At 41.7% G+C, this 25,353-nt stretch carries 23 protein-coding genes; 15 read left to right on the plus strand and 8 right to left on the minus strand.

What is annotated here, in order from left to right; translation table 11 throughout:
• Positions 1 to 49: 49 nt before the first annotated feature.
• From HCH28_RS09625 to HCH28_RS09680, 12 genes are all read left to right on the plus strand, one after another.
• A complete protein-coding gene (locus tag HCH28_RS09625) occupies positions 50 to 1,936 on the plus strand; it encodes an ABC-F family ATP-binding cassette domain-containing protein (protein ID WP_221680750.1) in 1,887 nt (628 codons plus the stop codon).
• Between the two features lie 12 nt (positions 1,937 to 1,948).
• On the plus strand, positions 1,949 to 3,076 hold the full coding sequence (locus HCH28_RS09630; protein ID WP_221680751.1) for a conserved virulence factor C family protein: 1,128 nt from the start codon (positions 1,949 to 1,951) through the stop codon (positions 3,074 to 3,076).
• Between the two features lie 628 nt (positions 3,077 to 3,704).
• Positions 3,705 to 4,937: a M20 family metallopeptidase gene (locus HCH28_RS09635; protein ID WP_221680752.1), complete on the plus strand. Its 1,233-nt coding sequence runs from the start codon at positions 3,705 to 3,707 to the stop codon at positions 4,935 to 4,937.
• Positions 4,934 to 6,022 (plus strand): tartrate dehydrogenase, encoded by a 1,089-nt coding sequence (locus HCH28_RS09640; RefSeq protein WP_221680753.1) that lies wholly within the window; start codon positions 4,934 to 4,936, stop codon positions 6,020 to 6,022. The genes HCH28_RS09635 and HCH28_RS09640 overlap by 4 nt, the downstream gene beginning before the upstream one ends.
• A gap of 1 nt (position 6,023) precedes the next feature.
• Entirely contained in the window at positions 6,024 to 6,770 is a 747-nt protein-coding gene (locus HCH28_RS09645; RefSeq protein ID WP_221680754.1) for an SDR family NAD(P)-dependent oxidoreductase, read from the plus strand.
• A 10-nt stretch (positions 6,771 to 6,780) separates the two neighbouring features.
• Complete coding sequence (locus HCH28_RS09650; RefSeq protein ID WP_221680755.1) at positions 6,781 to 8,235, plus strand: aldehyde dehydrogenase family protein; 1,455 nt, start codon at positions 6,781 to 6,783, stop codon at positions 8,233 to 8,235.
• A 15-nt stretch (positions 8,236 to 8,250) separates the two neighbouring features.
• Positions 8,251 to 9,285, plus strand: coding sequence for an ABC transporter ATP-binding protein (locus HCH28_RS09655; protein ID WP_221680756.1), 1,035 nt, complete (start codon positions 8,251 to 8,253; stop codon positions 9,283 to 9,285).
• Complete coding sequence (locus HCH28_RS09660) at positions 9,254 to 10,267, plus strand: ABC transporter ATP-binding protein (RefSeq protein ID WP_221680757.1); 1,014 nt, start codon at positions 9,254 to 9,256, stop codon at positions 10,265 to 10,267. Before HCH28_RS09655 ends, HCH28_RS09660 begins: the two co-directional genes overlap by 32 nt.
• Positions 10,268 to 10,270: 3 nt before the next feature.
• Positions 10,271 to 11,242, plus strand: coding sequence for a P1 family peptidase (locus HCH28_RS09665; RefSeq protein WP_221680758.1), 972 nt, complete (start codon positions 10,271 to 10,273; stop codon positions 11,240 to 11,242).
• A gap of 17 nt (positions 11,243 to 11,259) precedes the next feature.
• Positions 11,260 to 12,816, plus strand: a complete 1,557-nt coding sequence (locus HCH28_RS09670) for an ABC transporter substrate-binding protein (RefSeq protein WP_221680759.1) — start codon at positions 11,260 to 11,262, stop codon at positions 12,814 to 12,816.
• A 16-nt stretch (positions 12,817 to 12,832) separates the two neighbouring features.
• Positions 12,833 to 13,774 carry an ABC transporter permease gene (locus HCH28_RS09675; RefSeq protein WP_221680760.1) on the plus strand — a complete coding sequence of 314 codons (942 nt, stop codon included), beginning with the start codon at positions 12,833 to 12,835 and terminating at the stop codon, positions 13,772 to 13,774.
• 12 nt (positions 13,775 to 13,786) lie between these two features.
• Positions 13,787 to 14,614 carry an ABC transporter permease gene (locus HCH28_RS09680; RefSeq protein ID WP_221680761.1) on the plus strand — a complete coding sequence of 276 codons (828 nt, stop codon included), beginning with the start codon at positions 13,787 to 13,789 and terminating at the stop codon, positions 14,612 to 14,614.
• Here the strand turns inward: HCH28_RS09680 and HCH28_RS09685 are convergent.
• Positions 14,603 to 16,240: a PucR family transcriptional regulator gene (locus HCH28_RS09685; RefSeq protein WP_221680762.1), complete on the minus strand. Its 1,638-nt coding sequence runs from the start codon at positions 16,238 to 16,240 to the stop codon at positions 14,603 to 14,605. The genes HCH28_RS09680 and HCH28_RS09685 overlap by 12 nt on opposite strands.
• Before the next feature lie 140 nt (positions 16,241 to 16,380).
• Here HCH28_RS09685 and HCH28_RS09690 point away from each other — a divergent pair, with 140 nt between their 5' ends.
• Positions 16,381 to 17,736: an aspartate aminotransferase family protein gene (locus HCH28_RS09690; RefSeq protein ID WP_221680763.1), complete on the plus strand. Its 1,356-nt coding sequence runs from the start codon at positions 16,381 to 16,383 to the stop codon at positions 17,734 to 17,736.
• A gap of 43 nt (positions 17,737 to 17,779) precedes the next feature.
• Here the strand turns inward: HCH28_RS09690 and HCH28_RS09695 are convergent, their stop codons facing one another.
• On the minus strand, positions 17,780 to 18,232 hold the full coding sequence (locus tag HCH28_RS09695; protein ID WP_004229576.1) for a MarR family winged helix-turn-helix transcriptional regulator: 453 nt from the start codon (positions 18,230 to 18,232) through the stop codon (positions 17,780 to 17,782).
• A gap of 122 nt (positions 18,233 to 18,354) precedes the next feature.
• Between HCH28_RS09695 and HCH28_RS09700 the strand changes: the two genes are divergently transcribed.
• The gene (locus tag HCH28_RS09700; protein ID WP_066037722.1) at positions 18,355 to 18,786 is read left to right on the plus strand and encodes a GNAT family N-acetyltransferase; all 432 of its coding nucleotides are present in this window, start codon (positions 18,355 to 18,357) and stop codon (positions 18,784 to 18,786) included.
• Between the two features lie 94 nt (positions 18,787 to 18,880).
• A complete protein-coding gene (locus HCH28_RS09705) occupies positions 18,881 to 19,564 on the plus strand; it encodes a hypothetical protein (protein ID WP_255601016.1) in 684 nt (227 codons plus the stop codon).
• Between the two features lie 138 nt (positions 19,565 to 19,702).
• Here the strand turns inward: HCH28_RS09705 and HCH28_RS09710 are convergent, their stop codons facing one another.
• The 6 genes from HCH28_RS09710 to HCH28_RS09735 form a co-directional block, all read right to left on the minus strand.
• Positions 19,703 to 20,092 (minus strand): RDD family protein, encoded by a 390-nt coding sequence (locus tag HCH28_RS09710; RefSeq protein WP_221680765.1) that lies wholly within the window; start codon positions 20,090 to 20,092, stop codon positions 19,703 to 19,705.
• Between the two features lie 63 nt (positions 20,093 to 20,155).
• On the minus strand, positions 20,156 to 21,118 hold the full coding sequence (locus HCH28_RS09715) for a carbohydrate kinase family protein (protein ID WP_221680766.1): 963 nt from the start codon (positions 21,116 to 21,118) through the stop codon (positions 20,156 to 20,158).
• Complete coding sequence (locus HCH28_RS09720) at positions 21,118 to 22,002, minus strand: DMT family transporter (protein WP_221680767.1); 885 nt, start codon at positions 22,000 to 22,002, stop codon at positions 21,118 to 21,120. Before HCH28_RS09720 ends, HCH28_RS09715 begins: the two co-directional genes overlap by 1 nt.
• Before the next feature lie 39 nt (positions 22,003 to 22,041).
• On the minus strand, positions 22,042 to 23,292 hold the full coding sequence (locus HCH28_RS09725) for a glutamate-5-semialdehyde dehydrogenase (RefSeq protein ID WP_221680768.1): 1,251 nt from the start codon (positions 23,290 to 23,292) through the stop codon (positions 22,042 to 22,044).
• 13 nt (positions 23,293 to 23,305) lie between these two features.
• Positions 23,306 to 24,400 (minus strand): glutamate 5-kinase, encoded by a 1,095-nt coding sequence (gene proB / locus HCH28_RS09730; protein WP_221680769.1) that lies wholly within the window; start codon positions 24,398 to 24,400, stop codon positions 23,306 to 23,308.
• Between the two features lie 390 nt (positions 24,401 to 24,790).
• Complete coding sequence (locus HCH28_RS09735; RefSeq protein WP_004229554.1) at positions 24,791 to 25,174, minus strand: hypothetical protein; 384 nt, start codon at positions 25,172 to 25,174, stop codon at positions 24,791 to 24,793.
• Positions 25,175 to 25,353 lie beyond the last annotated feature (179 nt).

Raw genomic sequence — 25,353 nt, forward strand, 5'->3', positions numbered from 1 at the left:
ATCGTGTGGGCATGAACAATACCTAACATGAAAGAGATGGAATAGTGGAATGAGTCATTTAATTGTACAAAATTTAACCAAAACAGTGGGCGATAAAACGCTTTTTCAAAATATTGAATTTACCATTTATGAGGGAGAGCGGGCAGGCTTAATCGGTATAAATGGAACGGGAAAATCAACTCTATTATCCATTTTAGCTGGGGACATGGAAGCGGATTCGATGACAGTAGATCGTCCGAATAAATACCGTGTCGCTTATTTACCTCAGGAGCCTACATTTCAGGCAGGCGAAACGGTTTTACAAGCTGTCTTTTCAGGCGATTCGCCCATTTTACAGCTGAATCGTCAATATGAGGAAACGGTTGCTGCTCTAGCAAGTAACCCAACATCCGAAAGTTTACAAAAGACGTTATTTAGTCTGCAACAGCGCATGGATGAAGAGCAGGCATGGGATGTCAATGCCCTTGCGAAGACGGCTTTAACAAAGCTTGGGATTGAAACTTTTGAAAAAGAGGTACTAACGCTATCAGGCGGTCAGCAAAAACGTGTTGCATTAGCGAAGGTGTTAATTGAACCAGCGGATCTTTACTTATTAGATGAGCCCACAAACCATTTAGATGTACAGTCTACCGAATGGCTTCAAGAGATGGTCTTACGATTAAAGGGTGCAGTGATTTTCATCACCCATGATCGTTATTTCTTAGATGAATTATCAACACATATTTACGAGTTAGCGAATCAAACCTTGTATCGTCATACAGGGAATTACGGTGATTATTTAGAGGCTCGAGCTATTCGTGAGGAGATGCAAGCTGCTTCTGCACAGAAGGATCGCAATCGTTATCGGTCAGAATTAAAATGGATTCGTCGTGGTGCGAAGGCGCGTTCAACCAAGCAAAAAGCTCGTATTCAACGCTTTGAAAAGCTAGAAGAAAACCTAGAGCGCAAATCAGAAGATGTTTCCTTGGATATGGGACTTGCGACAACACGACTTGGTCGTAAAGTGCTGGAGGCTGAGAATATTTCGAAAGCCTTTGGACAGCAAAAAATCCTTGAAAATTTCTCATTTTTACTACAGCAAGGTGATCGAATTGGTATTATCGGCGCGAACGGTGTAGGAAAATCAACTTTATTGAACATGCTAGCAGGAGAGCTGACACCCGATCAAGGTGAAATTCTTGTTGGGTCAACAGTGAAGTTGGCACATTTTAAGCAAACATTGCCGAAAATGAATGAAAATGAGCGCATGATTGAATATATACGTGAGGCTTCAAATGATATTACAGATGCAGAGGGCGTCCGTTACTCAGCAGCTCAAATGCTGGAGCGCTTTTTATTCCCGCTGCATGCTCATGGTACACCAATTGGAAAATTATCGGGCGGTGAGCGCAAGCGTCTTCATTTATTACGTTTATTGATGGAGCAACCAAACGTGTTATTACTTGATGAGCCAACGAATGATTTAGATATTGAAACATTAGGTGTGCTAGAGGATTTCATCGAGCATTTCCCAGGCGTGGTTATCACAATTTCCCATGATCGTTTCTTCCTCGACCGTATTGCGAAAAAGCTATGGATACTAGATGGTCAGGGACAAGTTGAGGAAACACTGGATCTATACAGTGAGTATCTGGAGAAACGTGAGCAGGCAGCGACTGTCAAAGTAGAAACGCCAAAAGTGGAAAAGGCCAAATCAGAAAAGCCAAAATCAGACAAAAAAAAGCTATCGTTTAAAGAGCAAAAAGAATGGGAAACGATTGCAGATGATATAGAGAAAACAGAAACGGCTATTATGGAGACCGAAGAAGGAATCGCCAATGCAGGCTCAGATTTTACCAAGCTACAGGAATTAACAGCTAAGTTGGATGAGCTAAATGCACAATATGAGCATCTTATTGAAAGATGGTCGTATTTAGATGAAATAGTGAACGGATAAGGAGCGATAGACATGAAGATTATTACCATTGAACCGACGCCAAGTCCCAATTCTATGAAGATTGTTGTTGATACAGAGCTACCATTCGGGAAGAGCTATAATTTTACAAAGGATAATAAAGACGAAGCATCAGGCGAGGCGGCTGCTTTTTTAGCGATTGAAGGAGTAAAGGGCGTTTACCATGTAGCCGATTTCTTTGCTGTTGAGCGTAATGCCAAATATGCATGGGAAGGTATCCTAGCAAGTATTCGACAAGTGTTAGGGGAAGATGTCCAAACACAAGAAGAAACGGTTGTGGCCAATGAATTTTATGGAGAGGTTTATGTCCATGTACAGTTTTACAAGCAGGTGCCTTTACAAGTAAAAGTTTTTGATAACCAACGTGAATATCGTATAAGCTGCGGAGACCGTTTTGTCGATGCTTTTAATCAAATTATTGAGTCGGCAGTAGATGAAAACTATATTTTCCAACGTAAGTGGATTGATTATGGGGTTCGCTACGGTGAGCTGGAGGAAATTGCTGAAACAGTCAAACAGGAAATTGATGTCACTTATTCTGCAGAACGTTTAGCGGAAATTGTCACAGCTATCAATAATGATGGTGAAAAAGCGGCTGTGAAAACGGACAAGCTCAAAGTGACAGTAGAGCAGTTCAAGCAACCCGAATGGGAGAAACGCTTCCAACTGCTCGATCAAATGGCTGATCCTGAGCTAGACGATCTACCGCTATTAGATTTAGCTTTACAGGATGAACAAATGTCTATCCGTCGACTAGCGACGGTGTACTTAGGCATGATTGAGGATGTGGCAGTTGTCCCTTATTTAGAAAGAGCCCTCCAAGATAAAAGTGCAGCAGTACGTCGAACAGCAGGTGACTGCATGAGTGACCTGGGCTTTGTAGAATTTGAAGAAGCCATGCTGCAAGCCTTACAGGACAAAAACAAATTGGTTCGCTGGCGCGCAGCCATGTATTTATATGAGGTCGGCACAGAACAATCCTTAACAGCATTGAAGGCTGCCGAAGATGACAAAGAATTCGAAGTGAAGCTACAAGTGAAAATGGCCATTGCCCGTATCGAACAAGGTGAGGAAGCAAAAGGCTCGGTTTGGAAGCAAATGACCGAATCCCGTCAACAATAATCAGGAAAAACCAGCAAATGCTGGTTTTTTTGTTTTGTAATGCTGGAGTTTGCTCTAATAAGAGGGTGAGGTTGCATCTGAATAGTGAAGGTCCTCTCCAAGAAGTGAGCGAACCACTCCAATGAAGTGGGAACCCGCTCTTAAAAAGGGTGAACCGCTCCAAAGAAGTGAGAATCCGCTCTAAAAAGAGATGAAGCCGCTCCAAAGAAGTGAGAACCCGCTCTAAAAAGAGATGAAGCCGCTCCAAAGAAGTGAGAACCTGCTCTAAAAAGAGATGAAACCGCTCCAAAGAAGTGAGAATCCGCTCTCAAAGGAGAGAAAGCCGCTCCAAAGTACCAAAAACTCTTTCTCCAAATTAAAGAAATCCCGCTCAAAAAAAGTGTTGCTCTCTTCCAAACTAAAAATCTCTAACCACGTCAAAATCAAAATCAATACTCTCTTTCATTCGTTGGATTGATCGAAAAACCGCGTAAAACAGAAAAAAATGTTATTTTCTAGTGATTTATTGCTAAACAAAAAGTTAAAGGCGCTCTTTGAATCATTAACATATTGTCTAGTTTCATAGAGAAAGGACAATGTTAAAATAACATAAATTCAGAATATTCTTTAAAAATAGGAGGTCCTTTGCATGACAGTAACTAGTTTAAAGACAACAGAATCGTATGTGCGAGATCGTGAGACGGTCATTGCCCTAACACAGAAGCTCGTGCGCATTGAAAGCGTTTACCGTGAGAACGATCCGAAGGGCAATGAGCAAGAGGTGGCAACTTTTGTAGCGGCGTATTTACGAGATATTGGGATCGAGACGCATATCGAGGAGGTTGTGCCGGGGCGACCGAATGTCATTGGCATTATTGATTCGGGTAAGCCTGGGAAAACATTACTTTTCGAAGGACATACAGATGTGGTGACAGAGGGCAACCGAGAGGCTTGGGCCTACGATCCATTTGGTGCAGAAATCATTGATGGGCGTATGTATGGCAGGGGAACGAATGATACAAAAGGGAATCTTGCTTGTATGATTACAGCTTGTCAGTCATTGCTACTAGATCAAGAGGCGTTTACGGGCAAAATTATTTTATGTATTCCTTGTGATGAAGAAGGGCTTATGCTGGGCATTAAACATTTTATTAAAAATGGCTGGGCTGATGGTGTGGATGGTGCGATTATCTGTGAGCCACAGGAAAATAATGTGTGTATTGCACAACGTGGGGCTATTCGTTTACAGGTAGATATTTTCGGTAAAATGGCGCATGGTGCGATTTCGTGGAGTGGCATCAATCCTAACTGGCGTATGGCACGTTTCATCGTAGAGCTTGAAAAGCTGGAAAAAGAGGAGCAAGCACGATTAGGGCGTGATCCAATGCTGAATTGGCCATCTATTACACCTACGATTTTACGTGCGCCTGTAAAAGGCGATGCACAAATCAATGTCATTCCGGATCATTGTATGACAACACTCGATATTCGCACGGTGCCTGCGCAGGATCATGATGAACTGCTGAGTAAGATTGAAGCGATTATTAAACGATTACAAGCAGATGACCCTGATTTCAAAGCTGAACTGACGGTTCTTGATAACCGACCTGCAACAGCAACAGCGAAGGAAGACCCCGTTGTACAGGCTATATATGAGGCTGTGGCAGAGGTAACAGAAAAGGAACCAAAATATAACGGTGTTCCAGGCGCGACAGATGGCACGTTTCTTCATGTGCATGGTATTCCAATTGTAACAGTTGGTGCAGGAGATCGAGAAATCCCTCATCAAATCAATGAGTATGTGGATATTGAAGAATTGGCAGAAACAACGGCAATTTACCGTTTAGCAGCATTAAAATTTTTGGCGGGTGATGCACAATGACGGCGATCAAAATAGCAGTAATACCAGGAGATGGCATAGGAAAAGAGGTTATGCAGGAAGCGTTAAAAGTTTTAAATTGTTTGCAAGAACAACATAGCTCCTTACAAATTGAAACAACCATCTTTCCTTGGAGCTCCGATTACTACGTGCAGCATGGCTGTATGATGCCTAATGATGCACTGACAACACTTCAAACATATGATGCGATTTTATTTGGAGCTATTGGCGATGCTCGTGTGCCCGATGATGTGACCGTTTGGGAATTGATTATGCCGATTCGGAAACAGTTCCAGCAATATGTGAATTTCCGTCCTATTAAATCACTGCCAGGGATCGCGTCTCCGTTGGCTAACGGCAAAGAAATTGACTTTGTGATCTTCCGTGAAAATGCAGAGGGTGAATATTCGGATAGTGGTGGTCGACTGTACCAACAGCAGCCGCAGGAAATGACGATTCAAAATACCATCATGACACGAATGGGGATTGAAAAAATTGTCCATGCTGCCTGTGATTATGCGAAGCAACACGGTAAAACCAAAATAACAAGTGCGACAAAATCAAATGCCATTATTCATTCAATGAAATTCTGGGACGAGCATACAAGCAAAACGGTGGCTCAAAGTTCACCAGCACTACAGCTCGAATCCATTTATATTGATGCACTCGTTGCTTATTTCGTAGAACGACCACAGGATTTTGAGGTGGTGGTGGCGTCCAATTTGTTTGGCGATATTTTATCTGATTTAGGCTCTGCCATTGTCGGAGGACTTGGCCTGTCTCCATCAGCCAACCTGAATCCAGAAAAGGATTTTCCATCGATGTTTGAGCCTGTTCATGGCTCAGCACCAGATATTGCAGGCAAGGGCATTGCCAATCCAATTGCTCAAATTTGGTCGCTTGCCTTACTGCTTGGCCATCAAGGCAGACCAGATTTAGAACAGCTCATTGTTAAAGCTATTACAGCTGTGCTGCAAGAAGGCGTTGTGAAAACAGCAGATATTGGTGGACAAGCGACAACAGCACAAATGGGCGATGCGATTTGTCAGGAAATTATTAATAGAACTTTAACAGCAGGAGGTGTTTAGCATGGCAGTTGAGCAAAAGGTGATTGTGGTTACTGGTGCAGGAGGCGGTATGGGAAAGGCTATTATTCACGAGCAATTAAAGCAGGGCAATCGAGTTATTGGACTTGATCTATCCATAGATGCCTTATCAGATATTACACAGGATGCCCTTCAATGCTTTGAGGTCAATGTGTTACAGGAGGAACGTGTGCAAGACATCTGCCAGCAGGTTTTTGATAAGTATGGCAGAATAGATGGTCTTGTTAATGCACTGGGAATTGCCCAGTCAGCTACGCCGATTGAAGAGGTCACAATGGATGAATGGAATCGTTTAATGGATGTTAATGTGAAAAGTTTATTTATCACGACAAAGGCAGTTGTCCCTTTTATGAAAAAACAGCAAAGGGGTTCTATTATTACAATTGCCTCGATTTCAGCAGTGCGACCAAGGCCGGGCTTACAGGCTTATATTGCATCGAAGGGTGCAGCAGAGAGCTTTACGAGAGGACTAGCAATTGAACTAGCATCTAGTCAAATTCGGGTTAATACGATTCATCCAGGACCAGCCGACACACAAATGCTTGGTCAATTTGCCGCACAAGGTGCAGACGTAGAGCAGACGAAGCAAAGTGTCTTTGTGCAATCTGTGCCATTAGGACGATTAGTGAAGCCAGCAGATATAGCAGGAGCTGTTAGTTATTTACTCTCAGATGCAGCAAGCATGGTCACAGGAACGACATTACATGTAGATGGTGGCCGTGGATTATAGGAGGGGTACAATGAAAAAAATTCCTATGTTGATAGATGGTGAGTGGGTTCACGGTGATGCTCAGACATACCTCGATGTTAAGAATCCCTCAACAGGTGAAGTGATTGCACAAATTAGCAACGCGAGTAAAGAACATGTAGAAGAGGCAGTACGTGCAGCTCGTGTAGCCTTTGAACGAGAGGACTGGCGTCAATGGAAAGCCTATGAACGTGGGCAGCTATTGATCGAATTTGCTCATTATATTCGTAAGCATGCAGAGGAATGGAGTTTACTAGAATGTCGGGATGTAGGAAAGCCCTTATCACAGGCAAGAGCAGATATTGAAGCAGCGGCACGCTATTTTGAATTTTATGGTGGTGCAGCGGATAAGGTGATGGGAGATACCATTCCGATTGAGGATGGGCTTTTAAATGCAGTAGTGCTAGAGCCAGTGGGCATTACGGTACATATTGTGCCATGGAATTATCCGATTCAAATTACGGCAAGAAGTGTAGCAGCCGCTATAGCAACTGGTAATGCAGTCATTGTGAAAAGTGCGGAGGATACACCGCTAACAACGCATGCCATTACACAATGGTTCGTCGATAAGTTGCCGAAAGGGATTTTCCAGCATATTACGGGCTTGGGACGAGAAGTTGGTCCTTATTTAACTTCACATCCCGATATTAATCATATTACGTTTACAGGTTCTGTTCCGACAGGAATTGCCGTGATGAAGGCGGCTGCAGAAAATGTTGTACCTGTGACATTAGAGCTTGGTGGTAAATCTCCTAATATTGTTTTTGCGGATGCTAACATGGAGCAGGCATTAGAGGGAGTTGTACGTGCGATTATTCAAAATGCTGGTCAAACTTGTTCAGCAGGGGCACGTTTACTCATTGAGGAACGAATAAAAGAGTCCTTCATTTCCCGATTAGCGCAAAGGTTCCAAGCGATCCAAGTAGGACCAGGTGAAGCAGATATGGAGATGGGACCGTTACTGAATGAACAACAATATACAAAAATCACTGCATTATTACAGCAAGCAAAGGTAGATGGCTATGTTGTGACGGGTGGGGAACCATTGACATTGGCAGGCTATGAGAATGGCTTTTATGTTCAGCCAACTATACTTGATGGTGTTGATCCAAATGATCCATTAGCCCAGGAGGAAATTTTCGGTCCAGTGTTAACCGTCTTGACATTTTCCACTGTAGAGGAGGCCATCGCATTAGCCAATAGTACGGACTATGGCCTAGTGGCGGGCATTTGGTCACAAAATATCGATACGGCTCATTATGTGGCAAGTCGTGTGCAGGCGGGACAAGTATTTGTCAATAATTATGGGGCTGCTGGAGGCATTCAAATGCCATTTGGCGGCTATAAAAAAAGCGGAATTGGTCGAGAGAAGGGCTTTGTTGCACTGCGAAACTATACGCAAATGAAAAATATCGCTATACGCTATGCACCACCTAATCAACACTGAGATGGAGGGACGCATATGGAACAGCCAAAAGAAAAAGATGTGCTTTTAGAGGTCAATCACTTATCAATTAAATTCCATTTAAAAAATGGCAAAGAGGCAAAAGTTGTGGAGGATGTGAATTTTACTATTCATAAAGGAGAAACCGTTGCACTGGTTGGTGAATCGGGAAGTGGCAAAAGTATTACATCCTTAGCCATTATGCGGTTGCTGCCTATACCTCCAGGAGAAATTGCGTCAGGTTCTATCACTTTAAACGGTAAAAATCTACTTACCTATAAAAATAAAGAAATGAGCCGTATACGAGGCAATGAAATTAGTATGATTTTTCAAGAGCCCATGACCTCTTTAGATCCCGTTTTTACGATTGGCAATCAAATGATTGAAGGCATACGAAGACACCAAAAGGTATCGAAAAAAGAGGCATGGAATAAAGCGCTACAGCTTTTAAAAGAAGTCGGGATTGCGAATGCAGAAAAGGTCATCGCCGAATATCCTCACCAACTCTCAGGTGGGATGCGACAACGAGTCATGATTGCCATTGCGATGTCGAATAATCCGCAGCTATTGATTGCGGATGAGCCAACTACGGCACTTGATGTCACGGTTCAGGCACAGATTTTAAAGCTGATGCTAAAAATGAAGGAAGAGCATCGATCAGCCATTTTATTCATTACCCATGATATGAGCGTTGTTGCAGAGACAGCTGACCGCGTTATGGTGATGTATGCGGGACAGATTGTCGAGGAAGCCCCAGTAAGAGAGCTCTTTTTAAATCCACAGCATCCTTATACAACAGCGCTTTTAAAGACGATGCCAAGCCTTGAAACAGATGTCAAAAGGCTACCATCGATTCCTGGTACAGTGCCACCTGCGTATGCATTACCTGACGGCTGTCGCTTTGCGCCACGTTGTCCCCATGCGCTGGCACATTGTCATCAGGAGCAACCTGCTGTTCATCACATTCAAGAGGCACATAAGGTACGCTGTCATTTATTCACGGAGAAAGGAGAGCTGGCTCATGACGGAGAAAGAAGTTTTGCTGGAAATTAATCATTTAAAAGCCTACTTTCCTGTGAAACGTAAGTCGATGAAGGAAGAGAAAAAGGTCATTAAAGCGGTGGATGATATTTCGATTGAGATTTATAGAGGGGAAACGCTTGGTATTGTTGGCGAATCAGGCTCAGGAAAATCCACCTTTGGGCGAACAATTTTGAAGCTCGTTGAACCAACAGCAGGGGAAGTGTTGTATAAAGGACAGCCCATCCAGCATTTAAAGGGGAATAAGCTGCAAAGTTATCGTAATCAAATGCAAATGATTTTTCAGGATCCCTTTGCCTCCCTCAACCCACGGATGCGAATCGGCTCTATTATCGAAGAACCGATGAAGCTGCAATTAACCTTGACGAAGGAGCAACGCAAAGAGCGTGTGAAGGAACTATTACAAAAGGTAGGGCTACCTGAGGATGCCATGCATAAGTTTCCACATGAATTTTCTGGTGGGCAGCGGCAGCGTATTGGGATTGCACGGGCATTAGCGATTCATCCAGAATTCATTATTGCCGATGAGCCCGTTTCAGCACTGGATGTGTCGGTGCAATCACAAGTGCTCAATCTCATGATGGATTTACAGGATGAATTTCAATTAACCTATTTATTTATCTCACATGATTTAAGCGTTGTGAAGCATATTAGTGACCGTGTGGCAGTGCTGTATTTAGGCAGAGTAGTGGAGATTGGGACAAAGAAGGAGCTATATGCCAATCCGTTGCATCCCTATACACAAGCATTACTATCTGCAATACCAGTTGTGAATTTTGATGAGCCTAAGCAAGAAATACTTTTACAGGGTGAGTTACCAAGTCCGATGAATCCACCTGTTGGCTGTGTCTTTCATACACGTTGCCCGTATGTGATGGAAAGATGCCATCAGGAGAGACCGAAGCTTCACGATGAAAATGATCATCAACGAGTAGCCTGTTTTTTATATGATAAAAAATCAGAAAATTACAATTATTTAACAAGTGAGGTGTGAAGGATGTTTGGCAATATAACGGATGTGCCAGGTGTTAAGGTAGGACATCGCGAGAATAAAGAGGGCATCACAGGCTGTACGGCGCTATTAGTGGAAAACGGAGCGGTGTGTGGAGTGGATGTTCGGGGTTCTGCACCAGGTACTCGTGAAACAGATGCGTTAGATCCCATCAATGAAATTGACCGAGTCCATGCCATTTGTTTAGCTGGGGGTAGTGCTTTTGGGTTAGATGCTGCTACAGGCGTCATGCAATTTTTAGAGGAGCAAGGGATTGGGGTAGATGCAGGAGTAGCGAAAATACCGATTGTACCAGGAGCTGTACTCTTTGACTTGTTTATCGGTGATCCACATGCACGACCTACTGCACTTATGGGCTATGAAGCGGCACAAGCGGCACAAGTCGGTTCATTTCCAAACGGCAATGTAGGCGCAGGCTACGGAGCAACTGTAGGCAAATTAGCTGGTCCAGCATTTGCAATGAAGGGTGGGCTTGGTAGTGCTTCCTATGCGGGGAAAGATGGTCTTGTAGTAGGTGCTATCGTGGCTGTCAATGCAGTTGGAGATGTCAAGGACCCCACAACGAGGCAAATTTTAGCTGGAGCAAGAGATACACATTCTGGTCAATGGGTGGATTGCTGTGCCTATTTAGAGCAACATGCACAATCAGAGGCTTTAGCGGGTACTAATACAACCATTGGTGTTGTGGCAATGAATGCCAAGCTAACGAAGGCGGAGGCTAAAAAGATTGCGCAGCTTACGCAAAATGCCTTAGCACGCACGATTTATCCTGTTCATACGATGCTGGATGGCGATACGATTTTTGTGCTTGGTACAGGGGATCAATCCTATGCACTTGATTATTTAGGCCAGCTAGCGACAAAGGTGATGGAGGAAGCGATTCTGGCTGGCATTAAAGCCGCTGAACGATTGGCGGATGTTGAGAGTTATACAAGCATTCAAAAGACAAGCACTTAAAAAAAGGGGGAACAGCCATGCAATGGAAAAAAAGCGGATTGATACTACTAACACTGTTAGTGGCAATCGTTATGGCAGCGTGTTCAAGTGATGGAGAGAAAACTACGACTACTTCAGGTACTACAGATGGTCAAACGGCAACAGATGTTCCACAGGAAATTGTTGTACGTGTGAATGATGATCCAGATTTTTTAGATCCACATAAGGCGACAGCATCCATTTCGTATCAAATGATTCTAAATATCTTTGAAGGGCTAATGGCTCCTGAAACAGATGGCTCCTTAAAAGAGGGACTTGCTGAAAGCTATGAAATCTCTGAGGATGGCTTAACCTATACGTTTAAAATTCGCCAAGGTGTGAAGTTTCATAATGGTGATGATTTAACGATGGAGGATATTCAATATTCCTTTGACCGTTTAATGGGGAAAAATGGTGGGGAAAAAATGTCCAATAGCTTTGATAACGTAGCATCTACAGAGGCGCCTGATGCAAGTACATTTGTGATCAAGCTAAAAGAGCCAAATTCAAATTTCTTGTATTCCTTAACAGGGAGACAATCAGCTATTATTCCAAAGAGCAATGATGGGAAGCATAATGAAAATCCAATTGGTACAGGTCCATTTGCCTTTGTGAAATATGCACCAGGTACAAATTTAGAACTTAAGAAAAATGAACAGTACTGGCAAGAAGGATTGCCTTATTTGAATAAAGTAACCTTTGCCTTCCAATCAGATGATCAGGCAGCCATTATGAGCTTGATGGCAAACGAAGTAGATTTAACGAGTGTTCCTTGGCACCGTGTGAGCGAGGTAGAGGGAAGCTATAGTTTATCACACCAAAATAATAACTCTTCTCTTATTGTTACATTTAACGAAACAAAGGCACCATTTGATAATGTGAAGGTTCGTCAAGCAATCAATTACGCCATTAGTAAAGCCGATATTATTGACTCCGTGTTTGCAGGCTATGCTGTGCCACTTGGCTCTAATATGAGTCCAGCGATGGGTGATTTCCAAAAGAAGGGTTTAGAAAGCATGTATGAGCGAGATGTGGAAAAAGCGAAGGCGCTATTAGCGGAAGCGGGCTATCCTGATGGCTTTAAAACTAAAATTACCGTCTCTTCACACAATGATATTTACTCAAATATTGCACAAATTGTCGTAGCTAATCTACAAGAGATCGGAATTGATGTAGAAATTGAAGTAGTGGAATGGGGAATTTGGCTAGATCGCGTTTACTTTGGTCGTGACTATGCAATGACAACGATTGATTTAACGGGTCGTGCATCTGCTTTTGAAGTGTTGAATGATTACATTTCTACAAATGATAGTGAAAACTTCTTCTTATTTAAAAATGAAGAATACGACAAAATTATGGCTGATGTTTTAAAGGAAACCGACCAAGCCAAGCAAATAGAGTACTATCATCGTGCACAGGAAATATTAGCTGAGCAGGCGACAGCAGTATACATTGCGGATTATCAAATTGTTTGGGGATCTGACAAACAGGTGACGGGGCTCAAGAGCTATCCATTCTGGTTCCACGATATGTCAGAGGTCAAGTTTTCAAACTAGAAAGGGATGAGTGCTTATGATGTATATCCTACGTCGAATCATCCTGTTAATAACAACCATCCTTCTAGTATCCATTATTACATTTGGTGTTTTTCAAATTTTACCTGGTGATCCAGTTCGCACAATGCTAGGGACAGAGGCGGATCCCACTCAAATTGAAAATTTACGATCTGAGCTTGGCTTGGATCGTCCTCTTTATGAACAATATGTGGATTGGATGAAGGGCTTATTGACAGGGCAATTAGGGAATTCCATTCGATTTTCCATGCCAGTAAAAGAACTATTATTTGATCGACTTCCTGTCACCATGTCATTAGCAGGACTCACCCTTATCATTGTCTTAATCATCTCTTTACCTTTAGGGATGTTTGCAGCAAGAAGACAAAATAAATTAAGTGATGTGTCATTATCGACAGTAACCCAAATCGGTATGGCAGTGCCTTCCTTTTGGCTAGGGATGATGCTTATTCTTTACATTGGCTTACAGTTCAGCTTCTTTAAAATTAGTGGCTATATACCTTGGACACAAAGTATAGCAGGGGCGCTCAGTACGCTAATACTTCCAGCTTTAACCATTGCGATTCCACAAATTGCGGTGAATTTTCGTTATGTTCGTACAGCCATTTTGGAGCAGGTCCAGCTCGATTATGTCCGCACGATTCGCAGTAAAGGGATGTCTGAACAAAATGTAATGTATAAGCATGTATTGAAAAATTCCATGATTCCGATATTGACGGTTTTTGGGTTGATTATGGCAGAAGTTGTAGCAGGGACGATTATTGTGGAGCAGGTGTTTTCATTGCCAGGGATCGGTCAGTTATTGATTACGGCTATCAGTAATCGCGATTTCCCACTCGTACAAGGGATCGTTATGTATATTACAGTAGCTGTTGTCATGATTAATTTTATCGTCGATGTTTTATATTCTGTGTTGGACCCGAGAATTCGATTACGTTAAGAGGTGACTACCATGAAACAATTACAGCGCTATACTAAAAAAATCAATTTAGTCATTGGTCTCCTCGTCATTGTTGGCTTTCTGCTCGTCATGATTGTTAGCTTTTTTTATACACCCCATGATGTCAACGCGATGAATATACCTGAAAAATTGCGTGGTCCAGGTGGTGCCTATATGTTTGGAACAGATGAATTTGGGCGAGATATTTTTAGTCGCATTATGAAGGGGACACAAACAGCCTTTGCCGTGGGTCTATTAACGGTTGCGATCGGAACGGTATTTGGTATTCTCATAGGCGGGATTGCAGGCTATGTTGGTGGCTGGGTCGATGAAATATTTATGCGCACGATGGACGCTTTAATGGCCTTTCCAGGAATCATCTTAGCATTAATGCTTGTAGCGGTATTCGGCCCAGGAATAACGAATACAGCGATAGCACTTGGAATTATCGCGATACCTGCTATTGCGAGGATTGCCCGCAGTGGCTTTGTGCAACAACGTGACTCGGAATATGTGCTGGCAGCGAAGTTAATTGGTGTTAAGCCTTATAGCATCATGTTCCGTCATATTTTGCCAAACATTTCGTCGCAAATTATTGTTGCAGCAACCGTGACTTTTGCGACAGCAATGTTAGCCGAGGCAGCACTGAGCTATTTAGGGCTTGGCGTACAGCCACCAAACCCTAGCTGGGGCAGAATGTTAAAAGATTCACAAGCCTATTTAATCGGTGCCCCTTGGTATACGTATGCCCCTGGGGGAGCCATTACGATTCTTGTTCTAGGCTTATATATGCTCAGTAATGCTTTACGAGATTTTATGGATCCGCGTTCAAAATCGTAATAGATCAGGTGCTGTCTTTTGCAACAGTTCATATGCCTTAACAGCCATCTCAATATTGAGGCGGTGAGGAGCTTGTAAAAAATCAGCACCTAGTATACTTTCTAATCGTTCTATTCGTTTGTAAAGTGTTTGACGGACAATAAACAGCTGTTCTGCTGTATCATTTTTAGCCCCATTACAGGTCAGATAGACAGCCAATGTTTGAAATAAATCATGGCTACTTTTTTGATCTAATACTAAAATTTCCTGTAAATAATCTTTTACAAATTGTAGGAGGTCTGTTTGATCTTGCTGTAATAACAATCGATAAACACCTAAATCTTTATAATAGATGGAGCTCGTTAATTGATGATGCTGCATTTGGATGGCTGATTTGGCTTCCTTATAGCCCAGATGAACACTTTCGATCGATTGATAGACATTGCTAATACCACAGCTAAGGGTAAGTTGCTCAAAAAATTGTGCTGCTTTTCTTGCAATAATTTGTGAAATCGCTTGATCAAAAGCGTCGCGATTGTCTTTCATATAATCTGCAGCAATGAAAAAGGCTAAAATAATTATCTCGTGCTGTCTTACTGAAACAGTAGGGAAAAATCCAAGCTTTTTCAGGATCGAACGAACATACATGGCATTTTGTAGCTGGATTTCCTGCCATTCTTCTTCAGGCACAGTATTGGCTTCATCATGGAGATTGAACACAACGACTCGGTAAAATAAATTACGACTTTCGATTGGTAAATAGCTTTGATAGTATTGAATATCTACTGGCTGACCTTGAATTAAGGCTAGTATGAATTCATCTTCACGGCTTTGTTGTCGCTCCTGAAGCATGCGGTTACGCATTAAAATATGGGCAATCGACATAGTTGCTCGTTCAAGATTTAACAAGGTGTAATCACTCTGCTTTGGCAGTTCAGAATGCATACATAAATAGCCCCACACTTGTCCAAGCCCATTAACAGGAATAATGACAAAATGGTCTTTTCCCAAGGATAGAAGATGCAAGGGCTCTTGTAGTTCTAACTGCTGACAATGCTCCTCCATGACACGTAAGTATTTTTTAGCCTCCATAGGATAATAAAAGCTTTTTGTATCTTCTGAAACAAATAGAAAGGGAGCATTTGTATCTTGATGGAGCACTTGTAATATTTTCAAAATACCATTTGGCATTAATGATAATTCCATAAAGGTTTTGGATAGTGTATCTAGCTGTGTAAGTGCCTGCTGGTGTTGATTAATTATGTACGTGTGCAAATCTTGCGTAATATCGATAAATCGTACAATTTCTTCAAAGATGATGATAGGGAAATGATGGGCATTTGCCATGGCAATCAATTCTACGGGAACATGGTCAAAATAATCGCCAATTTCTATACAAAGACCAGCTGCCTCATTACGAATAAGGTTTTGTAAGTAGGCGATTTGTGTTTCTCGTTCTAGCTGTAAACCGACACCCGTGGTTAATATTAATTCACCACCATTGATTAATGTTTCAAAATCTTTAATTTCTAATATATGTGTCCACAATACTTGGCGATCAAGACCATGCTGCCCTGCAATAAGCTTCGCCGATTCAAAATGCTTGCGCTTGAGGACATCACGTACGAGTAGAGGATGTTTCGACATCAATTAGCACCTGCCCTTCGAATGTACAATGTCTATTTCATTATGTTAGAGAAATCAGAAAATTTCAATATTATCTAGCTTAATAGGGAAAATGGTGATAGACAAAAAGACACCGATGATACACGATTGGAGGTCATGATATGGAGCGAAACGATCAGATTACACATACTTTACAGCAAAAAGATCATGAACACATTTGGCATCACATGTCTATCTATAATGACAAAGCACCTCCCATTATTGAACAGGGAGAAGGGGCATGGATTACTGATAGTTTAGGCAATCGCTTTTTAGATGGTATGTCAGGCTTATGGGCAGTGAATGTAGGGTATGGGCGTGAGCGTCTTGCCAGAGTTGCGTATGAGCAGCTAAAAAAGCTTTGCTATGCTCCTTTAACACAAAGCCATGAACCTGCCATCAGGCTCGCTGAAAAAATTAACAGCTTACTTGATGATGACTATATGATGTTTTATTCCAATAGTGGCTCAGATGCGAATGAAGTAGCGTTTAAGTTAATACGTCAATACCATCAACAAAATGGGGAAGGGAACCGCTACAAAATCATTGCTCGTTATCGGGGCTATCATGGCAGTTCACTTGGGGCATTAGCAGCTACAGGTCAGGCTTTACGTAAATTTAAGTACGAGCCGCTGACACCAGGCTTCTTACATGTTGCTCCACCTGATCACTATCGTCGTCCAAAAGGGCAATCAATTGAGGCATACAGCCTAGCACTTGCCCGAGAAATGGAAGAAAAGATTATTTGGGAGCAAAAAGAAACCATTGCGGCTGTCATTATGGAGCCACTCATCACGGGTGGTGGAGTGCTTATTCCACATCCTACATATGTCAAAGAAGTCGAGCGCATTTGTAGAAAGCATGGGGTATTACTCATCATGGATGAAGTCATATGTGGCTTCGGACGGACAGGTAAGCTATTTGGTCATCAGCATTTTGATATTCGACCAGATGTCATTACCATGGCGAAAGGATTAACGAGTGCCTACCTACCACTATCCATTACAGCTATACGGAAAGACATTTATGAAAAATTTAAAGAGACGGACGGCTATAGTCATTTTCGCCATATCAATACGTTTGGGGGCAATCCAGCAGCTTGTGCAGTGGCCATAGAAAATATAAAAATCATGGAAGAGGAAGGACTTGTGCAGCGAGCAAGAGATTTGGGTATTCAATTCCTACATGATTTGCAAGACCTATTAGAGCTGCCTTTCGTTGGCGATATTCGTGGGCTTGGGTTACTCATCGGCATTGAGCTGGTCGAAGATAAACAATCTCAAACACCTGCCAAGCCTGAGCTAATCGCGAAAATCATAGCTGATTGTCAAGCAAATGGCTTAATTATTGGAAGAAATGGTGATACAGTTGAAGGCTTCAATAATATCATTACGTTAAGTCCACCGCTGTGCTGTACAGATGAGGACTTTGAGTTTATGGTTGCTGTATTAAAACGAGTATTTGCAGCCAATGTCTAGCCTAAGGCGATTCCAAATGTGCGAAAAACACGAGGAATCGCCTTTAATACTGTCGTTTATGCCCTTTCTTCACCTCTTCCCAGTCAATTTCGATGTTATGCAACACACGTGTTAGAAGACTGTGAATGCAGTTAATCTCCTCATTAGAAAACCCCTCAAGCGCACGAGCATTGGAATATTCGCCCTCCCGTTTTAAAAAAGGATAGATGTCCATGCTTTTAGCTGTAGGAAAAAGTAATTTATTTTTCTTATTACCTTGTTCAATTCGTTTTTCAATAAAGCCTTTGGTCTCCAATTTTTGAATAGCTCGTGAAGCCGTTGTACGGTCTACCTTCAATAGCTCTGCGACTTTCTCTTGAATAATACCTGGATGTTCACAAATACGGATGACATATAAATATTGCCCCTTCGTCAAATCCAATTCCTTGAATTCAATATTGCTTATCGAGTCTAATGCCCGTGCAATGGCACCTATTTCACGTAAGATTTCTTTCATGTTCGATCCTCCTGAGATTTTTGTTGTAATTGCAATAAAAATCATTCTATACTAATACTATCATCTTCAAAGTGAAATTGCACCTAGAGAAGATGATTCAGGAGAAACTAGGAGGAATAGTAATGACTATAAAAAAAGTAACAACGGAAGCAGAATTACAAACAGCGTTTGATTTTAGACGTAGCGTTTTTATTGAGGAGCAGCAAGTCCCTGAGGAAGAAGAATATGATGAATTTGATGCACTAGATGCTCCATGCGATCATATTTTGGTGTATTACAATGAGCAACCGGTTGGAACAGGTAGACTTCGAGTTGTAGAGGACTATGGCAAATTGGAGCGTATTTGTATATTAGAAGAATACCGCAAATATGGCCTTGGTAAGGAAGTTATTGTGGGCCTAGAGCAGATTGCTCGAGATAAAGGGCTAACAAAAGCAAAATTAAATGCTCAGTCCTATGCAGAAGGCTTTTATGAAAAATTAGGCTATCAGCGTGAAGGTGAAGAATTTATGGATTGTGGCATCCCCCATATTTTAATGAAGAAATACTGGTAGCAGACGAAATTCACCCGATTATAGAACATGCCAGACTTAGCGTTATACTTTGTAACTTTTTAATCGTTGCTTGGGTCTACTGCTTAAAGGGGGGATGTTGTTGAAGAAATGGATATGCCTTTGTATCATGTGTTTGTTGTTACTGACTGCTTGCGGTAGTCAAGCCATCATCGAATGGGTTGATTTAATTAAATGGGATGGTAAGCAATATGAAGCTGTTTATGAAGTCGCGTTAGCCGATCGTTCATTCATTGAAAAGGAAATAGGGGAAGTTGATTTTAAAGTGGCTGATCATGTAAAAAGAACCTCCTATCGCTTTAAGGATGGCGATGCAGCCTTCCGTGAGAAGGGGACAAAGCTTTATGCGATAAAGGGTCTTGAAGATGCTATTGCGGTAGAGGATCAGTCGGTCATTAATGGCTATCGAATTTATATGATAAGAGATGAAGCTCCGCTGCGACAGAATTTTGATCAGGTTCCATTAGAAGAAGTGAAGAAAATAGAATTTTACTCATCTATGGAAGAAGGCAATCGGAAAACGGCTAGCTATACAGACCAGTCTGACATGGAAGCTATAAAGGAGATTTTAACCAACAGTAAACTAGCCCCATCCTTTGAGCCGAATGGAGATACGAAGCGTTATGATGTACTCCTTTATACAGACGATGCCATTGCTTTTCAATATGGCATACAATTTGATGGTACTACTTATTTTTGGTTTCCGTCAGAAAACGCGATTTTATCGAATGATATACAGCAATTTATTTCCAAAGATTAGCGTACTTCTCTAGAGAGGCTTATATTGAAGTATATTTCCATGCTACTTTCTGTAATGGTTCAGGCGATCAGGGAGATTCACACTTTAGCAAAATGCTCCAATTAAAGGAAGCTGCCCAAACGATAAGGCAGCTTTCATTTATTTTTCCTTTACAACCGTACCTGCAAAGCTATCATGAGGAAGACGTTGACCCTGCTGCTGCTCGAAGGCGTGGCGATCTTTTAGATAATCGAACGTACTGATAGTGTCTCGATAAGCCATGCGTTTAATAATTTGACCTTCTGATAATGGACGACCATCTTCATTTTCGAGTGTCAATCCCATTGCTTTGTAGCCAATCGTTTGTCCGTTTTTACGGAGTTGTGCATATTCTAGCGCCCACAATACCACAGTTGGCGTAACGAGTGCATGAACAGCCTCATTTTTTACTTTTTTTCGTAGGAAGTATTCAACCCCAAACGTGACAGCTGTTGAAACAGCTGTATCGATTAAAAATGCAGCTGTGCGTTTTTTTGTTATCGATTCCATATAAGCCCTCCTTTAATGACCTGTCACTAGTACATACGAACAATAAGGACAAAAAGTTTCGATTTATCCTAGATTCATATCTAATGAAAGTACAGGATAGGATGGAATCGCCCCATGCTTTGTGGTTGAAATGCCTGCATATCCGTTTGCAAAAGAAAGCAGAGAGATCGCATACTGTTCACAATGAGCTACCATTTGAGCTACTGTTAGTTGATGATGAAGAAATTGACTTAAAATCGCGCCAATAAAAGCATCACCAGCCCCCGTTGTATCAACGGTTTTTACCTTGTCAGCAGGAGCCTTCACATGATGTTTTTTCGTATATAGGGTAGCCCCAGCAGCACCATGTGTAATGATGATAACTTTTACAGATCCCTTGAATAACGTTTGAACAGCTTCCTGTTCATCTTCTAGAGTAGTTAAAAACAGCAGTTCTTCCTCTGAAAGCTTGACAATATGGGCTTTTGGTAAAAAGGCTAAAATGGTTTCACAACACGCCGTCTTATCCTGCCATAAAGGAAGGCGCACATTCGGATCAAAGGATATAAGGCTCCCTGCTTGATGTGCCTGTTCAATAAGGGCAAGATGTGCTTGTTTCATAGGACTCTCTACAAGATTAACAGAGCAAAAGTGAACGATATCGTGCGCTGTTAATAGCTGCGAGGGGAGGTATTCCTGTTTGTATAAGAGATCTGCAGCATGTCGGCGATAAAACTGAAAATCTCGATCGCCATGTTCATTTAATGAAACAAAGGCAAGACTTGTTTCGCCATCCGTTGTTTGACGAATAAACTGGGTATCTACACCTGCTTGCTGCAACGTTTTGATTAGGAAGTCACCAAAGGCATCCTGACCTACTTGTGTGAGAAGGGCCGCCTGCTGTCCTAGCTTTGCACAGACTGCGGCTACATTGGCAGGTGCCCCTCCTGCATGTTTAGTAAAATGCTCAATGTTGGCTAGGGAGCCATGCTGCTGTGTCGGTGTAAAGTCAATTAATAATTCTCCAATTGTGAAGAGCTTGCCCATTATGAGACCTCCTGTGGTAGTCGCTTTTTCTTTGGAACATAAATCGTATAAAAAATACCAGCGAAAATGAGAAGGATCCCCATCGTTTGCGTAAAGCTTGGCATAAAATCAAGCAATAGCATATCCAGTAAAATGGCGACAACAGGGTCGACAAAAACCAATACAGAGACAAGAATCGTAGATAGGCTTCGAATACTATCAAAAAATAAATAGTACACAAATCCTGTATGAATAAAGCCTGTTCCTAGTATATAAAACCAATTGGTTGACGTTAATCCATCAAACAGCGAGAAGTCGATAAAAGGCAGTAGTATCACGATTCCAACTGTTGTTTGAATATAGGTTAACGCATACGAGCTAAGCTTCGTGATGGTTTTGCTTGTTAGCATTGTAAGTGCATAAAATATCGCTGACAGTAATGCCCAGACAAAGCCAGATTGCATAAATTCTGAGAACGATACAAAATTATTGAGACCGATGATAAAAATACTACCGATAAAGCAAGTGATTGTTGCGACAAGAGCCTGAATGGTCATTTTTTCCTTCAAAAAGATAGCGCCTAAAATTAACACAAATATAGGGGCCAAATTATAGATGGAAATGGCAATCGAAATGGACATTTCCTCAAAGGCTTTAAATAAAAATACCCAGTTTAACACAATAAAGACACCGCAAATAAGCGTTTGAAAAATTTCCTTCTTATCCCATACCTCTGTTTTATGTCCACCCGTTATGAGCCACATACCACCTAGAAAGAGGGTTGCGCAAATGCATCTAACAAAGACAAGCTCTGTAGCGGGAACACCAGTGTGAACGGTAAAAAAGCCGATGGAACCAAACAGTGCCATGGAGACTGTTAGTTTAATGATTGCTGAGATGTTCATACGAAACCTTCCTTCTATTATTTTATTAAACTATAAGAACTATTCACGAATTTGGCCGTTGCCATGAATAACATATTTTGTTGATGTTAATGCAGGCAAGCCCATTGGTCCACGGGCATGTAGCTTTTGTGTACTAATACCAATTTCTGCACCATAACCAAATTCAAAGCCGTCTGTGAAGCGGGTGGAGGCATTATGATACACTGCTGCTGCATCGACATTGTTTAAGAACGTCTCGGCGGTTAATTGATCTTCTGTAATGATGGCCTCAGAATGATTTGTGCCAAAGTATTGAATATGCTCAATTGCTTCATAGACATTTTCCACTAATTTAACGCTTATTTTTAAATCAAGGTACTCTGTCGCATAATCATCCGCCGTAGCTGGAAGGGCAGCTTCAAACTGCTGACATACTTGCTCATCCCCGATGATGGTTACACCTGCATGATGAAGAGACGTTAAAAGCTGGACGCCATGTTCTTTAAACCAAGTAGGATGAATGAGTAAGCTTTCTGCTGCATTACAAACAGAAGGACGCTGTGTTTTAGCATTCAGACAGATTTTTTCTGCTTTTATGTAATCCGCCATTTCATCCACGTAAATGTGGCAGTTGCCTGCACCTGTTTCCAGTACAGGAACAGTCGCTTCATTGACAACTAAATCAATCAGGGCTTTGCCACCGCGTGGAATGAGCACATCTAAGTACTCTTTTAAATGGAATAGTTCTTTGGCTGTTTCGCGGCTTGTATCCTCAATTAATTGAACAGCATCGATAGGGATGGATGTTTTAGCAAGCGCTCGATGAATACTTGCGACAAGAGCCATATTAGAAAACTTGGCGGAAGAGCTTCCGCGCAAAATAACGGCATTGCCTGTTTTTAGAGTGAGTGTTGCTGCATCGATTGTGACATTTGGTCGAGCTTCATAGATCATACCAATAACACCAAGTGGGACAATTCGTTTTTCGATGCGTAGCCCATTGTCTTTTTCAATACGTTCAACAATTGTACCTACTGGATCGTTTAAGGAGACGAGTAAATGAATGGCATCGGCCATTGCCGCAATCCGTTCTTCATTGAGCATGATGCGATCTAACGTAGATGCAGGTATACCTTGCTGCTCACCCTGTGCCAAATCCTTTGCATTTTCAGCCATAATGTCATGTTGATCGATTAATAGCTGTTCTGCAATTTTTTTCAGTGCCTCATTTTTCTCGCAGGTCGTTTTAATATTTAACATGTAGCTTGCGGCTTTTGCGCGTTGTCCTTTTTCTTGAATTTCACTTGTCATTTGTCATTCCTCCTTAATTCGTTTGAATTTTCAGCCATTTATCTCTGTGAATTACCTCAATAGGGCTTTTCAGCAATGTATCAGTCCGTTTTCCCATGGCAGAGATAAGCTCTTGAGAAGAGTACAGCACTTCGCCACGTCCTAGTAAGTCCTTTTCACTATAGACTTCTACAACATCACCTTTTACGAAATCACCTTCTACACGATAGACGCCAGCAGGTAATAGACTTTTCCCATTATTCATTAAAGCCTGTTCAGCACCACTATCTATAAAAATTTTACCAGAAATTTCCGTTAGTGCAATCCACTGTTTATGATTTGTTAATACAGCAAGCTCATCATGCTCCACATAAGTGCCATCACCATGTCCTGCTAAAATATCGACGAGCTTCTGTGCGCCATGACCTGTACCGATAAATACCTTCACCCCTGCACGTAGCGCTGTTCGTGCAGCCAGAAGCTTAGAGGCCATGCCACCTGTGCCAACCTTTGAACCTGTACCATCCGCAAAGCTTAGCAGGTCATCTGTAATAGCAGCTAATCGATCAATGCGCTCTGCCTGTGGGTTTTTATTGGGATTGGCATTATAAAGGCCATTGATATCTGTTAGAATGATGAGCTGATCCGCGTGGACAAGTCCACTGACGAGTGCTGAAAGCATATCGTTATCTCCAAAGGTTAATTCACTAATAGACACTGTATCGTTTTCATTAATAATCGGTAGCATGGATCGTTCTAACAATTCCTCGAAAGTCGCATAGGCATTTTTATAGCATTCTTTTTTAGAAAAATCTGTTCGTGTCAATAATATCTGTGCAGGCACGATATCGTAAATACTAAACAAAGTACTGTACGTTTGAATAAGTAGGCTCTGTCCTACAGCAGCAGCTGCCTGCTTTCCTTTCACTGTCACAGGGCGAGCAGGGTAGCCAAGTTGTTTAAAACCCGCCGCTACAGCACCTGACGAGACAAGCAACACTTCATGTCCCAATTTCTTCAACTCGGCGATTGCCTGCACATGGTCCATTAAGCGAACTTTATCGATTTCACCCTTTGCATTCGTTAAAGAGCTACTACCAATCTTAACAACAATTCTTTTTCTCTCCATCTCACGACCTCCATCATTGCTAAATCAAGATAAAAAAAGCCTTTTCATCCTAAAAATTAGGACGAAAAGACTTGCCTTCCGTGGTACCACCTACATTGAATATCATGCGACATTCCACTTTTCTCATAACGCTCGAGACTGCGCCTAGTTTGGCTAGGACGTTTCACGAAGTAGGTTTCATTAGTCTTTCTTGTACAATGCCTTCCAGCCGATGGGCATCGCTCTCTTTTCAAGCAGTGGCTAACTACTGGTCTTCGTTCGTTTTCTCATCTATTGACTAAAGGATGCACTACTTCTATAAGTCTGTCAAGCTGAACGGATAAATTACTTGAAAGTTTTGATAAATTAAGAAAGGAATGCGTTAAAATGATAAAGAGGCTGCTTATTCATTTATTTAAACCACCAAATAGCTATGAAAAGGGGAAGCATAGCCAGCACAATGACAAAGAAACTCCAAATGACTTGTTTCCCTGAAGACATATTTTTGGGTTTAATACTCATTTGTTCATACAGCTGGTTAATGGCTCGTTGCTCTTTTGCATAAAGCATTGCTTGAAATTCTTCGTAATCTTGTATATAGCTAGATGGGGCACGTGGACTGAAGCGTAAATTTCGAATGGAATCCGTAATCTCTTTGTCAGCCATCCAATACGTGATGACAGGTGCTAAGCCTGCGTTTTGTGTGGCCTTTACCTCAATGTCATGGGATTTCATTTTATAGTAGACCTGTCCATGCTCATCTTCATATTGCGTGACAATATCACTTACTGCCATTATCAATCACCTCTTATGGAAGTTATCTATTTTATCATGAGTTTCTACTATTATAATGGATTAGGGAAGAAAAGTATCGCTTGAGCGAGCATAAATTGTGAAACCCAAATTGAAAAAAAGTTTTGGATAAAGTCATAAACTTACATCTAGTGAGAACAACGTCATGTAGTATAATGTAA

The sequence above is a fragment of the Lysinibacillus sp. K60 genome (genome assembly GCF_019731275.1).
Lineage (GTDB): Bacteria > Bacillota > Bacilli > Bacillales_A > Planococcaceae > Lysinibacillus > Lysinibacillus capsici.